Origin of the sequence: Bradyrhizobium sp. CB1015, from assembly GCF_025200925.1 — a bacterium.
Taxonomy (GTDB): domain Bacteria; phylum Pseudomonadota; class Alphaproteobacteria; order Rhizobiales; family Xanthobacteraceae; genus Bradyrhizobium.
In genome coordinates this window covers 5,037,634-5,053,446 of record NZ_CP104174.1, presented here as the reverse complement: position 1 = coordinate 5,053,446, position 15,813 = coordinate 5,037,634, and the positions used below count along the sequence as shown (strand labels likewise).

The window sequence follows — 15,813 nt, the reverse complement described above, 5'->3', positions numbered from 1 at the left end:
GACGGCAAGCCCCTCCCGAAAATTCGCAAGAGTGCCAAACCTAAATCGCGATCAGCAGCAACCGATCGGCCGAAGAGGCGCTAGGCGCGGCCGCCCAACTTCGGGGAATGACGTTCGACGCGTGCGTCCGGCGATGCCAATGCCGCCAGAAACATACATGCTTGACCTGCAAGCTCACGAGAGCCCGCCGGTTCACACTCGCGGACGAGCACGTGACTTTTACAATCACGGGGCCGTCGGCGAGAGCGATCGCGCGCTAGCAAGACGGGGAGTTTAGCGTACCGCCGCCGTAATTCTAACCGAAATACCTCTCAATTTCGGATCGGAAGTCGGGTAATCGAGCCTCGTACATCTTGATGCGACTGTTGATCTCACTTTCGAAACGATGAAGCTTGCGCAAGTGGATCAAAAATTGTGCCTCTTTCAATTTTTTGCGCCTCGCAACGTCGATCGAGGTGTAGTCGGGCCATATCGAGCCCTGATCTGCCTCGAGCTTGCAACAATTCCAATCGTTCTTTCGCTTCTTTGAGGCGATTTTCTTCGTGGATGAGCATGTCGGTAGATTTATGAAGCTCAACCATGATCTCGACCAACTGCCTTCTTGACGCACGATCGGCGTTTGGAAGGAGCTCCATCAACCTCTCGGGCACAGTTTCTTTATTCATTGTGACGTTTTGGAACCAACTTCTGACAGACTCCGGACGAGGTTTCGAATACGAACCACTCGTGAGCATCGATGTGACTTGGGCAACCTCTTTCAATCATGGAAGTAAGTTCTCCATACGGTCTTCTTCGCGGCTCATCAGGCTTATTCGCACTTGGTGCGCAACGGTGAAATATGCGACGACGGCGGCGGCAATCGTCATCGCAGCCGCCGCAATGTTTCCAAAAAATCCAATCCAATCGCTGGGATTCCCAGCGCTGATCGCTTTCACCAGCGGGATCACCCACCATGGGAAAAGGAAGAACGAGCGCCCCTTGATTTCCTGCAGATCGTCTTCCATCAAGCTGTCGTAAGCACGGTTGAAATCATCGTGCGTCCGAGAGGTGGATTTCCCGGCTCGCTTTGTAAGCCAAACGCGCTTTGCCTTCTGAGCAGTTCTCCCGAGTAGCTCGCCGCTTGAGCATGAAATTGATCCGCAGCACCTCGTCTTCGGTGAGATAACGGTCGGTCTGAACGCTTCTCAGGTCGAAGACTGCTGATGAACAACTGTTCGACGAGGGCCGACCGCCCGTGGCGATTCCGTGTCTCGGGGTCTCTGGGACGACTGACGCGCCAAAGCGCCCCCGGAAGGGGGATGGGGCTTTCCGGCAGGCTTTAGTGCAACACGCGGGCGGCCTCGGCGAGCCGAACCTTTTCTCTCAGCTCCTCGAGTTCCCGAAGCATTTTCGGGAGATCGGGCAGGACGTTTGCCCGCTTCAAAATTCGGGTCGTTTGTCCCATCGCTATACGCCTCCATGGCTTCCTGACGGCGAGCCACATCAAGGCGCACACAGGCGAATTTTCCCCTGCAAGGGAATGGACAATCTTAACCAAATCATGGTGGGATAATCGCGGAGCCTAGACAACTCCCGAAGCGGTCCCTGGCCGGGGATTACGCTTCATCCGCGATAGGCGGAGCCTATGCACAAGCCGCCATGCGGGCGGCCCTGATGGCCGAGCAAAACATGCCCGTCGCTCAGATCGGCCAAGCCAACCTAAAGGCCGTTCAGGCCTATGAGGAGATAAGAGAAGCGGCGAACAATCTGCTCCTCGTCATGCCCACCGAGCTGACGGCGCTGATCGACCACTTGCTCTACCTGGAGCGAAATTTCAGCATCTTGCCAGCCGAGGTCGTCCACGCTTCCGGCAACGGCCAGTCGCTGGCGCTCGACGTGCTCCGAACCGTGAGGCTGTCGCTGCGCAAAATTGCACGATACGGGAAGGGCAAATGAGGCGCCGGCGCCGATCGCACAGGAAGCGCGACCGGCAGCGGCTTGATGACGCACCGCCGTCGGCTGAGGCGGTGAACGACGAGGGCGCGGGGCTTCGGTCCCGCGCTTCATTCAGGCGGGCAGCCCGGCCGCCGCGTCCACGCTCAATCGTCCCAGTAGGAGCGATAGTGACGCCGATGCCGAGGGTAGTAGTCGTATCCGCGATAGTAGCGTGTCCGAGCTTCCTGCTCCTGCGGGGGAAGATACCCGTTCGGATAACACATGCCATCGCGGGCCCTCAGATCCCACCCATGGCCGCACGGGGGTGGGTGCCGGGGAACACCATATTGGACCTGCTGGATGGACGGCGGGCTTTGGATACCCGAGGGAATCGGTAGGGTCGTTTGCACGGCTAACGCGGCGGCTGCAATGGTCAGGAGCATTTCAGTGTCCTCCTCCAGAGGTTCAATTCTGGTGAGGACAATAGCGTTCCGAGGCCCAACGGTGATTGAACGGCTTATTCAGGGGGCATTCACAGCAGAGGCTCGCTACGGCGGATGAAGGCCTGGTCCGCCGGTTCACGCTGGCGGGCAACTTACACCCGACACCTGCTATGATACGGGGATCGATTCTCTGGGCAATCCGTTGGATCGGAATGCACATCCAGGCGATGACATGGGCAGGCTTGCTAACCGGTCTCCTTGTCTCTGCATGCGCAAATCAACAGCCATCGACAGCAAGTACTTCGGCGGCGCCGTGGGCTCGCGACCTTAACGAGCGGCCGCCGAGCCGCGCGCCAGTCGATCAAGGAATCCCAAAGGTGAAGGCTGACCTAAACGCCGCGCGAGACAAAGTATCGCGCTAAGCGTGACGCGGGAACGCGCGCGAGCTACTGCGCGTCGTGGGTGTGGGAAATCGAAGGCGGCGACCGCTACCGGCCGGTTCGCCGACGCGCTCGATAACCCTTCACGCAGATCCCAATAGCGAACAGCACAACACCCAGCAGCGTGATGCAGTCCGGATTGTCATGCATTGCTTACCCCTCGTTCGGCGTCGAGGGTTCGAACGATGGCTGGATCGTCCGTCTGCAAGGCCCTTTCGTCAGTGTGCTTTGGATCGTGGCGCGCGAGGACAAGGACGATGCTTGGCGTTACCCCGACTGTTACCCGAAAGGGAGAGCGAGGGCGATCTAGCTGGTGTAAGTATTTGATTTTTTGGTGAGCGCGCTGGGGCTCGAACCCAGGACCCCGTGATTAAAAGTCACGTGCTCTACCGGCTGAGCTACGCGCTCCCATGGCCGCTGATGGCTAAGATTAAGAGATCGCCATCGTGTTCGGACATTCGAGAGGCATGTCTTGCCGCTTCGCTGAAAATCGCGTTGCGGGGAAAACCGGTTGTTTCCGGATCATGCCTTCGGCCCGCGCTGTGTAGGGGGAGTGGCTGCGGAGGTCAATAGTGCGGGTGGTTGCTGAAGATCGCGGCAGGAGCGGGGATTTGCTCGACGTCTCTGCGGCTTAGGTCGGGATTCTCAAGCCGATTGGCGGCCGTCATCCACGCCGAACCGCTGGGGAGGGCACCGAAGGAGTTCGGCCTGCATGGTTCGAGACGCCCGCTCGGGCGGGCTCCTCACCATGAGGATCTAAGGTCTTGGCGAGCCGCCCGACCTCATCGCTGGCACACCGCCCGTCAGTTCGTCTCCCGCCGGACCTCGCTCGGCACCGGCTGCGGCGTGCCGCTCGGGTGGGGCAGTGCGACCGGGCGCAGGCCGATCAGCTCGGCGGTGCGGATCGCGCTGTCGCGCCAGAACTGGAACGAGTTGATGCGGCTGAGCTCGAGGATGGCGATCGCGACCGCGGCGAGGAACGGCAGGCTCTGCAGCACCAGCACGCCGGCGAAGATGTAGATCTCGGTGATCTGGCGGAAGCTGTTGGAGGCGATCAGCACGCCGGCACCGACGAGGAGCAGGGTGCCGATCACGGCCTCCCAGAATGCCTGGAACTCGATCGACATCCGGCTGAGCCCGCCCTTGGAGGTGCGGGCGAAGGCGATGTGCTCGGTGATGAGGCCCTGCGCCACCGCGCGCGACACCGTCCATTGCACGCTCATCGCCGCGATCATGGCGCCCAGCATCTGGCCGGGTTTGATGGCGACGCGGGCGCGGTACATCGACAGGAAGTGCACCAGCGAGACGATGAAGGCGCCGATGATCGGCAGCGTCAGGATCTTGTCGGGGATGGCGATGTCGGCGAAGGCGACGATCGGCACCCAGATGAGGTTGAGCAGCGCCACGACCACGCCGAGGCTTTCGGCGCCGAGCCAGTTCAGCCAGCCCAAGCCATATTCGCGCTTCTGGTCGGGGGTCAGCCGGCTTGCACCCGGCAGGAAGCGGCGCCAGTGCTTCTTGACGATCTGCAGCCCGCCATAGGCCCAGCGGTGCCGCTGTTTCTTGAAGGCCTCGTAGGTGTCGGGCAACAGGCCCGCGCCGTAGCGGGTGTTGGTGTAGTGGGTGGTCCAGCCGAGCTCCTGGATCGCAAGGCCGAGATCGGAGTCCTCGCAGATCGTGTCGCTCGACCAGCCGCCGGCCATGTCCATCGCGGCGCGGCGGATCAGGCACATCGTGCCGTGCACGATGACGGCGTTGAGCTCGTTGCGCTGGACCATGCCGATGTCGAAGAAACCGGCATATTCGCCGTTCATGATGTAGTGCATGATCGACAGGTCGCCGTCGCGATGCTCCTGCGGCGCCTGCACGAGGCCGACGCGCGGGTCGGCAAAGGCAGGCACGAGGTCCTTCAGCCAGTCGGGCTCGACGACATAATCGGCGTCGAGAATGCCGATGATCTCGGCATCGGCCGCGGTGCGGTCCATCGCGATGCGCAACGCGCCGGCCTTGAAGCCCTGCACCTTCTCGGCGTTGATGAACTTGAAGCGTTCACCGAGCGCGCGGCAATGGTCCTGGATCGGCTGCCAGAAGGCGGGGTCCGGCGTGTTGTTGATGATGACCACGCATTCGTAGTTCGGATAGTTCAGCCGCGACAGCGCATCCAGCGTCTGCTTCAGCATCTCGACCGGCTCGAAATAAGCGGGGATGTGGATCGAGACCTTGGGGCAGTAATTCTCGGGCACGTTCTCGACCGGCTTGTGCTTCGTGATCAGCCGCTGCGGCGACCGGCCGAAGGCGACCGCGGCGATCTCGTCGATGCGCGCCATCGCGATGAGGACCAGCGGAACAAGGAGGATCATGCCGAGCGTCAGCGCGAAGGCCGAGCCGAAGACGAAGTAATGGCTGTTCCAGAATGCGAACACGGTCGCGGCCCAGGCGCCGACGCCGTTGGCGGTCGCCGACAGCAGGAAGGCCTGTTTCGCGGTCGCCTTTTCGATCCGCACGATCGGCAGCGACAGCAGGATGCCGACCAGCAGCGCGATGGCCATCAGCTTCCAGTAGTCGGGGTTCTCGACCGGGCCGGTCCAGGCGAATTTCGGCTCGCGGCTGGCATTGAGGACGCCCCAATACGGACCGACGCCGCCTTCGAAGAATTTCCAGGGCTGATCGATGGCTTCGACGATGTTGTAGTCCATGCCGAGCGCTTCGGCGCGGGTGACGAAGTTGCGCAAGGTCAGCGCCTGCTGGAACGGACCTGGGTCTGCGTTGCGCAAATTATAGCCTGCGCTCGGCCAGCCGAACTCGGCGATCACGATGCGCTTGCCCGGGAACTGATTGCGCAGGAGGTTGTAGCGGTCCACGGCCTGATCGACGGCCTGATCCGAACGGAAGTTTTCCCAATAGGGCAGCACGTGTGCGGCGATGAAGTCGACGCTGGAGGCGAGGTCCGGAAAATCGCGCCAGATGTTCCAGATCTCGCCCGTCGTAACGGGAACGCGGACCGCGCTCTTGACCTTCTTGATCTTGTCGATGAGGTCCTCGACCTTCTGCTCGCCGCGGAAGATCACCTCGTTGCCGACCACGATGCCGATCACGTTGCTGTTCTTGCGGGCGAGCTCGATGGCGGCCTTGATCTCCCGCTCGTTGCGGTCCTCGTCCTTGTCGATCCACGCGCCGACCGTGACCTTGAGGCCGAACTCGGCCGCGATCGGCGGCACCAGCTCGTTGCCTTCCGTCGCGGAGTAGGAGCGGATCGCTCGCGTGAGGGTCGAGAGCTTCTTCATGTCCGCGCGAATCTTGTCGGGGTCGCCGTTGAGGTCGACGACATGGCCCGGTTCGAACGGCGTATAGGACAGGCTCGGCAGCAGGCCCTTGAAGTCCGGCGCAGGTTCCCTGTCGCGCAGGACTCCCCAGATGCCTGCATGGAGCGCAGACACGAGCAACAGAACGGCGGCGACAACGCGCATCGCGGCTAAACCAATAGGGGCTGAGGTGGCAGGGAAGCGGATCTGACCCCGAGATCCGACCGTGTCCGCGGCAAAGGAAGCATACCTCTGCTGCGCGGTTTCACAACTGTCATGGCCTCATGTCCTTATGAGGGCATGCCTTTTCGAACGACGCGCGGCAGTGCCAACCGTGTCTATGGCCGATCGTTCCTGAACGGCAGCTGAAACGGCCAGAGCTATTTTGGAGCTTGGGCTATTTCGCCGGCGCCGGGGACGGGCTGGCCGCAGGCGAGGGGCTCGCCGCCGGCTGCGCCTGCGCATTGGCGGCTGGCGCTGCCGGCTGGGGGGCCGCGGCCGCCGCCTGCTGCGGCTGGGCGGCCGGGTTGATCCAGCACGCGTGCACGCGGCTGTCCAGGGTCTCGGCCACCTTGGGATCGATCTGGCCGCCGAAGCGGGTCAGGCAGCGGAACGCGGCCTGGATGTGGCCGCCGGGGCAGCCGAAGCGGTCGTAGAGGTCGAGATGGCGGAACGCGGTATCGAGGTCATCCCGCCACATCAGCCGCACCACGCGCCGGCCGAGCCAGACGCATTCGGGGTTGCCGGCCGGGCCGTTGATGACCTGGGCGGCTTCCGCGAACTCGTCGGTGCGGCGCTGATTCTGGGCGGCGTCCTTGGCGGCGTCGGCGGGCTGGGCGGCCGCCTTGCCCTGGTCGGGGGCCGGCGTGCCGCTCTGGGCGGAGGCGCCACCGAGACCCGCGAGAACGAGAAGGCAGGAGACGGCCAAGGTGGCGGCGAACTGCCGCAGGACCGCATTTCGTGACTCGAACACCCGTTGCCGCATGAATTCCCCAATGTATCCGCTGGCCGTCCGCGTCAGGAGCCCCGCGGACGTGCCAGCTGATGGCGTCCAAATGGGTCTCCAATGCGGCGGAAAAGTCTTTCGGAGTCCATGACCTGTATTTCAAATTTTGTCCAGCAAAGTCACGATCCTAGATCACGGTCGAACGGCCGCGGGTAAATTCCCTGGGGGCGCGCGGGATCCACCGGGGGTGCCCCCTTGGCAGACGGCGTGCGAGATTGTAATCGACGGCCCTTCGCGGAGGACGGAACCGATTTCTCTTCGTACGCCACTGGCGCTTCTGCTCGTTTCGTTGGGTGCGATCGCTGCCGTGTGGTGGTGGCTTGCCACGCCGATCACGCTCGCGCGCGCCCCGATCGACCCCGCCGACAAGGTTCAATGCGTCTCCTACGCGCCGTTCCGCGGCGAGCAGTCGCCGCTGGACGCATGGACCCATATCGAGCCCGATCAGATCGAGCAGGACCTGCGCCAGCTCAAAGAGATCACCGACTGCGTCCGCACCTATTCGATGGAGAACGGGCTCGACCAGGTGCCGGCGATCGCCGCCAAGGTCGGCGGGCTGAAAGTGCTGCAGGGCATCTGGCTCTCCAGCAACCGCACCAAGAATTTCGAGCAGGCCGGCCTCGCCATCCGCCTTATCAAGCAATTCCCCGACGTCATCACCGCCGTCATCGTCGGCAACGAGGTGTTGCTGCGCGGTGAAATGACGACGGCGGATCTCGTCTCCCTCATCCGCCTGGTGAAGACCCAGGTCAGCGTGCCCGTCACCTATGCCGACGTGTGGGAATATTGGCTGAAGAACCGCGAGGTCTATGACGCCGTCGATTTCGTCACGATCCACATCCTGCCTTATTGGGAGGATTTCCCCATCAAGGCGAAGTTCGCCGCTGCCCATGTCGAGGCGATCCGCGAGCGCATGGCGGTGGCGTTTCCCGGCAAGGAGATCCTGATCGGCGAAACCGGCTGGCCGAGCGAGGGCCGCATGCGCGACGGCGCGCTGCCCTCGCGCACCAACCAGGCGCGTGTCGTCTCGGAAATCCTGAGTCTTGCGAAAGCGCAGAAGTTCCGCGTCAACCTGATCGAGTCCTACGACCAGCCGTGGAAGCGCAGGCTGGAAGGCACCGTCGGCGGCTATTGGGGCCTGTACGACTCGGTGCGCCGCAGCCTGAAATATCCGCCGGGCGAGCCGATCAGCAACTTCCCGTACTGGAAATGGTACATGGGCGCCGGCATGGGGCTTTCCGTGCTGGTGTTCACGGTCGCGCTGATCACGCTGCGCCGGCGGCCGTGGACGCCGCGCTTCCCGGCCTGGCTCGGCGTCGGCATCTCGGCGACGACGGCCGGAATCCTGCTCGGGATCGGCGCCGACAAGATGTATTACGAGAGTTACGGGATCGGCGGCTGGCTGCTATGGGGCGCGCTGCTGCTGGCCGGCATCCTGTCGCCGATCTTCTGCGCGCAGGCGATGGTGATCGGTCGCAGCCTGCCGACCTTCCTCGATTTGCTCGGCCCGCGCGAGGGCCGGAAATGGTCGAAGCTCACCGCGGTGCTCGGCCTGACGCTGGCGGTGACGGCGGTGATCGCGGCCGCGACCGCGCTCGGCTTCGTGTTCGACCCGCGCTACAAGGATTTTCCGTACGCCGCGCTGACGATGGCGGTGGTGCCGTTCGCGCTGTTGATGCTGAACCGGCCGCAGATCGGCCAGCGTCCGATCGCCGAAGCGGTGTTCGCGGGGGGGCTGGCGCTGTCGGCCGTGTACGTGCTGTTCAACGAAGGCCGCGACAATTGGCAGTCGCTGTGGACCTGCGCGATCTATCTGTTGTTCGCCCTCACGCTGTGGCGGGCGCGGGCCGAGCAAAGCCAAGAATGAGCAGGCCGATCGCAAGGCCCGACAGCACGACATTGTAGAGCACGATGCCGAGGCCGGCGGCGATGAGGCCGACGGTGAGCAGCACGATCGAGGGCCGCATCAGGTTCAGCGTTGCGACCACCAGCGCGACGATGCCGAACACCGAATTCTTGAACAGCACGGTCGCGACCGACCGCGACTTGCAGACCAGGGTCTGAAGCCCGGCGTCGCAGGCGAGCGCGACCTGCGAGAACTCGATCGCGAGATAGCGCACGTAGAGCGCGCAGCCGACGGTGACGAATCCGACCACGAGCAGGAACTGCACCTGGTAGGGCGTGAGGCGGAAGGGCTTCTTTGTCATGGCGGCAATATGGTCGGGATGGCGCGGGCAGGCAACAGGGCAAGCGATGTTTCTGTTGATCCGGCGCGCCCGGACATCGTCCAGGAACACGCGAGCATCCCGCTGGTTCTGAACATTGTGTGGCCCAACGCATTGCCGTCGAGGAGTGAGGCATGGAAAAGCCGACGCAGCAGCAGCTGAGCGAGCTCAAGAGGCTGAGCAAGGAGGCGCGGGTGGAGGATTGTGGAGCCTCAACAGGTTGTTCCTGGTTAGGGCGAGTCTGCTGATCGGTGGCATCGAGCCGATACTGCCATGCGGGCGGTGCCAGTTATAGCTGTGCAGCCATCTCGGCAGTTCAGCAGCCCTTTCTTCTGAGGTGTTGTAAGCGCGGGCATAGGCCCATTCGCGCAAACTGGTCTGGATGAAGCGCTCGGCCTTGCCGTTGGTCTTCGGAGTATAAGGCTTGGTGCGGATATGCTTGAGGCCGAGACGTCTGCAGGCTTTGCGGAAGGCGAAGGATTTGTAGCAAGAGCCGTTGTCGGTCATCACCCGCTCGACCTTGATGCCCAGGCTCGCATAGTAGGCGATCGCGGCCTTGAGGAAACTCACGGCGCAGCCCTGTCGTTCGCTCTTCATGACCTTGCTGAAGGCGATCCGCGAAGCATCGTCGATACAGACGTGGACATATTCCCAGCCAGGCCCTTCACCGCGCGCCCGCAGGCTGCTCTGCCCCATTCGGTCGCCGGTGATGCGATGGCCTATACGTTTGAACTTGCCCAGCTTTTTGATGTCGATGTGGATCAGCTCGCCGGGGTGTTCACGTTCATAGCGCCGCACTGGCTCGGCTGGTTCCAAATCGCGCAATCGGTTCAATCCCAGCCGCCGCAGGATACGGCTGACGGTCGCTGGCGAGACGCCTACCTCGGCGGCGATTTGCTTGCCTATGTGGCGCTGCCGGCGCAACGCCTCGATGACGGTGCATGTGGCGACAGGGGTTTGGCTTGGCGATGAAAGGGGTTTTGAGGAGCGATCACGCAACCCATCCACACCTTCCTCGCGGAAGCGCTTGACCCACTTGGCGACGGTCTTGGCTGAAACATTGAACTGGAGCGCGGCTGCAGCCTTCGTCAGGCCATCCTCGATCACGCTTCGCACCATGGCCTCTCGACCTTTTGGCGTCAGAGGCGCATTCTTATGGGTGTCCATTCGGTCCTCCGGGGATTGGCTAAAGCTTCGACAACTTCAGCTTCCTCGTTCCGGACCGGATGGACAACCTCCTGAAAGCTCACATCTAGCGCCTGAAGATCGACGACAGCGTCGATGTCGCCGACGCCGATGCGGTCTCCGGCTTGGCCGGCGCCGGCTGCGCGGCAGGTGGGGGCGCTGGCTCCTCGCGCTTGGAGCGTTTCGACGAATAGCTGCGGCGGCGCTTGTCCGGCTTCTCGGGCTTTGCGCTCGGCGCGGGCGCGGTTTCGGCTTGCGGAGCGGCGTCCTGGTTCTTCTCGGAGCTCTTGTCCTGAACCCTGTCTTGAACCCTGTCTTGGGATTTTTCTGGTCCCTTGTCCGGCGTCTTCTCCGAGCCGCGCATCGACAGGCGCTGGCCATCGAATACGGTGGTCTCGCAGTGACGGTCGCTCTCGGCAAGGCTCGCGCAGAATTTTGCGGCGGCGGCGGCGTTGACCAGCGGGCCGGCGCCGAGGCGGAGCTGCATGCCGAGGCCGGTGGTGCCTTCCTTGATCATGATGATCGGCCGCAGCGCTGCGATTTCCGGGTTGGACTTGGTCACGCTGCGCCAGAGCGCACGCAGGCCGTCGATCGAGTTGGCGCCGCCGAGATCGATCGCAAAGCGCGTCTGCTGAACCGCGATGGCAGGGGATTCGCTCTCGGCTGTGTCCGGCGCTTTCGTTGCTGCCGCAACAATTTCGGCCGCGGTGGGCGCCGGCTCGGCCTTCTTCTCGGCGGCCTTCTCAGCCGACTCGGGCTGCATCAGTTTCGATGCGGCCGGATCTGGCAGCGCCATGAGCGACTTGGCGGGCACCAGCGGAATGGTCGGTAGCGCCGAATTCATCGCCGCATTCTGTTGCACGAGCGAGACGGAGGCCGCGGACTGCGGCGGCTCCTTCAACGTTTCCTTCGGAGTGTCCTTCTGGGAATCCCTGGCGGCTTCGCTGCGTGGCTTCTCGCCCGCCGGGGCCGGCGCCGAGGCGACCGGCGCGATGCTGGGCGCTGCGGGCGCTGGTGCTGCGTCCTGCGGCTTCGCGCCCGGCGGCGTGGCGGCTTGCTTGGCAATGGCGCCGGTGACGGAATCGAGCCCTTGCTCCAGCACGGTGACGCGCGAATACAGCCGGTCGCGGTCGCTGTTCAGCGTCTCGATCGCGGCGGCGAGCCGGCGGGCTTCGTTCTGGCTCTCTTTGGTGAGCAGCTGGAGCCGGTCGGCCTGGCGCGCGAGATCGGCGGACGCAACCTGGTCGCGCCGCCAGCCGAGCTGGGCCTGGTTGGCCATCACGGCAACGACGACGGCGCCGACCGCCGCCACGCCCCACGAGCCCAGCCGCCACATCATGCGCCGGTCGAAGCCGCTTTCCTCGGCCAAAAGTCCGGAGAACAGCCCGGGCTCCTTGGTGGAGAAGGCATCCGCCAGTGGGTCGGAATCCTTTGCCATGAATCTAAAGCGCCCAGCCCTGTCCGGCTTCCCCGAATCAATCAGGGAACATTAACAGGAAAAGCGCGCCGCACTTGAATTCCGGGCGTTTGCGGGGGTAGCAAGGCGGTAGCTTCCGAGGGCCTCGCCGCCCGTCGTGCCAGTTTTTGATTCGGCCATAGCTGTCAGGATTTCGATGACCGCCCGTTCCAGCCTCACGATCGTGCTCGCCGCCGGCGAAGGCACGCGCATGCGATCGAGCCTGCCGAAGGTGCTGCATCCGGTCGCGCACCAGAGTCTGCTCGCCCACGTGCTCGCCGCCGCACCCAAGGGAACCGGCACCTCGCTCGCCGTCGTGATCGGCCCCGATCACCAGGCGGTCGCCGATGAAGCCGAGCGCATCCGCCCCGACGCGCTGACCTTCGTGCAAGCCGAGCGGCTCGGCACCGCGCATGCGGTGCTGGCGGCGCGCGAGGCCATCGCGCGCGGCGTCGATGATCTCCTGATCGCCTTTGGCGACACGCCGCTGATCTCGGCCGAGACCTTTGCGCGGCTGCGCGCGCCGCTCGCCCGCGGCGCCGCGATTGCCGCGCTCGGCTTTCGCGCCGCCGATCCGACCGGCTATGGCCGCTTCATCGTCGAGGGCGACCGCCTGGTTGCGATCCGCGAGCAAGCCGACGCCAGCGCGGACGAGCGCAAGATCGACCTGTGCAATGCCGGCGTGATGGCGATCGACGGCCGCCGTGCGCTCGACATTCTCGGGCAGATCGGCAATGCGAATTCCAAGGGCGAATATTATCTGACGGACGCGGTCGAGATCGTCCGCAGGCAGGGATGGGAGTCCGTGGTGATCGAGACCAGCGAGGACGAAGTGCGCGGCATCAACACCAAGGCGCAGCTTGCGGAAGCGGAAAGCGTGATGCAGGCGCGCTTGCGCAAGGCGGCGATGGAGGCCGGCGTCACGCTGATCGCGCCGGAGACGGTGTATCTGTCCACTGACACCGTGTTCGGCAAGGACGTCACGATCGAGCCGTTCGTCGTGATCGGCCCGGGCGTGTCGATCGCGGACGGCACGGTGATCCATTCGTTCTCGCATATCGTCGAGACCACGCTCGGCAAGAAGGTCTCGATCGGTCCCTATGCGCGATTGCGGCCCGGCACCTCGCTCGGCGACGGCGCCCGCATCGGCAATTTCGTGGAGACCAAGGCGGCGACGCTGGAGGCCGGCGTCAAGGTCAACCATCTCTCCTATATCGGCGACGCCACCGTCGGCGCCAATTCCAACATCGGCGCCGGCACCATCACGTGCAACTACGACGGCTTCAAGAAGCACAAGACGGTGATCGGGCAGGGCGCCTTCGTCGGCACCAACTCCTCGCTGGTCGCCCCGGTGACGATCGGCAAGGGCGCCTATATCGGCTCGGGCTCGGTGATCACGAAGGACGTACCCGACGACGCGATGGCGCTGGAGCGCAACCAGCAGACCATCCGGGAAGGCGGCGCGGCGCGCTATCGCGAGATGAAGACCGGCGGCAAGAAGCCGGAGACGTGAGCGGCGCTATTCGTCGTCGGCGAATTCGGAGAAGATCGCGCGGGTCAGGCGCCAGCCGCGCGGCTTGGCGCGCTTCACCGGTTCGCCTTCGGGATGCTTGATGAAGAGGGGCTTGTTCTCTTTGCCGCGCAGCGGCGGCGGCCAATGGGCAAGGTGCGTGCCCGTGGTCTCGCTGGCGCGCAGATACGTCGACGACAAACCTTTGCGGTCGGACGAGCCCTTCATGACTTTTACTCTCCTGGACGGAAATCGTTGGCCAAATTCGTTGACAAGAGGTTAATCTGCGCGGTTTAAGGCCGGCCAATTCGACGCAGGGCGAAAGCAGAGGTCGAGGGCCTGTGCTGTCTCAATCAGCAATAATTATTGAGTTTCTGGTTTCCTGGGATTTTCGCTAAAAACCGAGCGCGTCGTTTAGGCGATTTTTCGACGATTTGGGGGATAGTGGTCCGCATGTGCGGGATTGTCGGCATTCTCGGGCGCGAGCCGGTTGCAGAGCAATTGGTGGATTCGCTCAAACGGCTCGAATATCGCGGCTACGATTCCGCGGGCGTCGCCACGCTCGAAGGCAAGCACCTGGAGCGCCGCCGCGCCGAGGGCAAGCTGAAGAATCTGGCGAAGCGACTGGAGGCCGAGCCGCTCAAGGGCACCACCGGCATCGGTCACACCCGCTGGGCCACCCACGGCAAGCCGACCGTCAACAACGCTCATCCGCACGCGACCGAGCGCGTCGCCGTGGTCCACAACGGCATCATCGAGAATTTCCGCGAGCTGCGCGAGGAGCTCGAGGCGAAGGGCACGGTGTTCCACACCGAGACCGACACCGAGATCGTGCTGCATCTCGTCGACGATCTGCTCGTGCGCGGCAACAAGCCGGTCGAGGCCGTCAAGCTGACGCTGGCGCGCCTGCGCGGCGCCTTCGCGCTCGGCTTCATCTTCGCCGGCGACAACGACCTCATGATCGGCGCCCGCAACGGCCCGCCGCTGGCGATCGGCTACGGCGATGGCGAGATGTATCTCGGCTCCGACGCCATCGCGCTCGGCCCGTTCACCGACACGATCAGCTATCTCGAGGACGGCGACTGGGTCGTGCTGACCCGCAAGAGCGCCACGATCTTCGACAAGGACGGCCATGCCGTCCAGCGCGACAAGATCAGGCACGCCGCCTCGACCTCGCTGGTCGACAAGGCCAATTACCGTCACTTCATGGCCAAGGAGATCCACGAGCAGCCGGAGGTGGTCGGCCATACGCTGGCGCGCTACGTCGACATGGCGACCGAGCGCGTCGCGCTGCCGGTCAAGCTGCCGTTCGATTTCAAGAATATCCAGCGCATCAACATCACCGCTTGCGGCACCGCGAGCTATGCCGGGATCGTCGCCAAATACTGGTTCGAGCGCTTCGCGCGCCTGCCGGTCGAGGTCGATGTCGCCTCCGAATTCCGCTACCGCGAGGCGCCCCTGCGCAAGGGCGATCTCGCCATCTTCATCTCGCAGTCCGGCGAGACCGCCGACACGCTGGCGGCGCTGCGCTATGCCAAGGCCGAGGGCGTGCACACGATCGCGGTCGTCAACGTGCCGACCTCGACGATTGCGCGCGAGAGCGAGACCGTGCTGCAGACGCTGGCCGGACCCGAGATCGGCGTCGCCTCGACCAAGGCGTTCACGTGCCAGCTCATGGTGCTGGCAAACCTTGCGATCGCGGCCGGCAAGGCGCGCGGCGAATTGTCGGACGAGGACGAGACCAAGCTCGTCCACGGGCTCGTCGAGGTCCCGCGCCTGATGGCCGATGCGCTCACGAGCGAGCTCCAGATCGAGAAGCTCGCGCACCGCATCGCCAAGTCGCGGGACGTGCTCTATCTCGGCCGCGGCACCAGCTTCCCGCTGGCGCTCGAAGGCGCGCTGAAGCTGAAGGAGATCTCCTACATCCACGCCGAGGGCTATGCCGCCGGCGAGCTCAAGCACGGGCCGATCGCGCTGATCGACGAGACCATGCCGGTCGTCGTCATCGCACCCCACGACCGCGTGTTCGAGAAGACCGTCTCCAACATGCAGGAAGTCGCCGCGCGCGGCGGCAACATCATCCTAATGACCGATGCCAAGGGCGCGGAGGAGGCGACCGTCGAGTCCCTCGTCACCATCGTCATGCCGGACATGGCGGCGGCCTTCACGCCGATGGTCTATGCCGTCCCCGTGCAGCTGCTCGCCTATCACACGGCTGTCGTGATGGGGACCGATGTCGATCAGCCGCGCAATCTTGCGAAATCAGTGACCGTGGAATAGGCAATCGGGATATCGGTCGGCCGCTCTCTTCCCAAACCTGCTAGAAGACCCT

The 15,813-nt window shown here is 63.9% G+C and carries 12 protein-coding genes and 1 tRNA gene; 4 read left to right on the top strand and 9 right to left on the bottom strand.

Annotated features, from left to right (window positions below; all coding sequences use genetic code 11):
- Positions 1–371 precede the first annotated feature (371 nt).
- Both N2604_RS23440 and N2604_RS23435 read right to left on the bottom strand, forming a co-directional pair.
- Positions 372–761: a hypothetical protein gene (locus tag N2604_RS23440; RefSeq protein ID WP_260370558.1), complete on the bottom strand. Its 390-nt coding sequence runs from the start codon at positions 759–761 to the stop codon at positions 372–374.
- On the bottom strand, positions 762–1,004 hold the full coding sequence (locus tag N2604_RS23435) for a hypothetical protein (protein WP_260370557.1): 243 nt from the start codon (positions 1,002–1,004) through the stop codon (positions 762–764). It abuts the gene before it with no gap.
- A 649-nt stretch (positions 1,005–1,653) separates the two neighbouring features.
- Here N2604_RS23435 and N2604_RS23430 point away from each other — a divergent pair.
- Positions 1,654–1,935: a hypothetical protein gene (locus N2604_RS23430; protein ID WP_260370556.1), complete on the top strand. Its 282-nt coding sequence runs from the start codon at positions 1,654–1,656 to the stop codon at positions 1,933–1,935.
- 1,194 nt (positions 1,936–3,129) lie between these two features.
- On the opposite strand, the gene N2604_RS23425 is transcribed toward N2604_RS23430, so the two are convergent.
- From N2604_RS23425 to N2604_RS23415, 3 genes are all read right to left on the bottom strand, one after another.
- Positions 3,130–3,205: transfer RNA gene (locus tag N2604_RS23425), tRNA-Lys, on the bottom strand.
- A gap of 395 nt (positions 3,206–3,600) precedes the next feature.
- The gene (locus N2604_RS23420) at positions 3,601–6,264 is read right to left on the bottom strand and encodes a glycosyltransferase (RefSeq protein WP_260370555.1); all 2,664 of its coding nucleotides are present in this window, start codon (positions 6,262–6,264) and stop codon (positions 3,601–3,603) included.
- A 232-nt stretch (positions 6,265–6,496) separates the two neighbouring features.
- A complete protein-coding gene (locus tag N2604_RS23415) occupies positions 6,497–7,084 on the bottom strand; it encodes a beta-1-3, beta-1-6-glucan biosynthesis protein (protein ID WP_260370554.1) in 588 nt (195 codons plus the stop codon).
- 328 nt (positions 7,085–7,412) lie between these two features.
- On the opposite strand from N2604_RS23415, the gene N2604_RS23410 reads away from it, so the two are divergent.
- Complete coding sequence (locus tag N2604_RS23410) at positions 7,413–8,972, top strand: beta-(1-6) glucans synthase (protein ID WP_260370553.1); 1,560 nt, start codon at positions 7,413–7,415, stop codon at positions 8,970–8,972.
- Here N2604_RS23410 and N2604_RS23405 read toward each other — a convergent pair.
- The 3 genes from N2604_RS23405 to N2604_RS23395 form a co-directional block, all read right to left on the bottom strand.
- Entirely contained in the window at positions 8,932–9,312 is a 381-nt protein-coding gene (locus N2604_RS23405; RefSeq protein ID WP_260370552.1) for a hypothetical protein, read from the bottom strand. The two genes, N2604_RS23410 and N2604_RS23405, sit on opposite strands and share 41 nt — an antisense overlap.
- Positions 9,313–9,498: 186 nt before the next feature.
- Positions 9,499–10,497 (bottom strand): IS481 family transposase, encoded by a 999-nt coding sequence (locus tag N2604_RS23400; RefSeq protein ID WP_260370551.1) that lies wholly within the window; start codon positions 10,495–10,497, stop codon positions 9,499–9,501.
- Positions 10,498–10,582: 85 nt separating this feature from the next.
- Positions 10,583–11,953 carry a hypothetical protein gene (locus N2604_RS23395; protein ID WP_260370550.1) on the bottom strand — a complete coding sequence of 457 codons (1,371 nt, stop codon included), beginning with the start codon at positions 11,951–11,953 and terminating at the stop codon, positions 10,583–10,585.
- A 175-nt stretch (positions 11,954–12,128) separates the two neighbouring features.
- Between N2604_RS23395 and glmU the strand changes: the two genes are divergently transcribed.
- Entirely contained in the window at positions 12,129–13,484 is a 1,356-nt protein-coding gene (gene glmU, locus N2604_RS23390; protein WP_260370549.1) for a bifunctional UDP-N-acetylglucosamine diphosphorylase/glucosamine-1-phosphate N-acetyltransferase GlmU, read from the top strand.
- Between the two features lie 6 nt (positions 13,485–13,490).
- Here glmU and N2604_RS23385 read toward each other — a convergent pair whose 3' ends face one another.
- A complete protein-coding gene (locus tag N2604_RS23385) occupies positions 13,491–13,709 on the bottom strand; it encodes a hypothetical protein (RefSeq protein WP_260370548.1) in 219 nt (72 codons plus the stop codon).
- 225 nt (positions 13,710–13,934) lie between these two features.
- Here N2604_RS23385 and glmS point away from each other — a divergent pair, with 225 nt between their 5' ends.
- Positions 13,935–15,761, top strand: coding sequence for a glutamine--fructose-6-phosphate transaminase (isomerizing) (glmS, locus tag N2604_RS23380; RefSeq protein WP_260370547.1), 1,827 nt, complete (start codon positions 13,935–13,937; stop codon positions 15,759–15,761).
- Positions 15,762–15,813 lie beyond the last annotated feature (52 nt).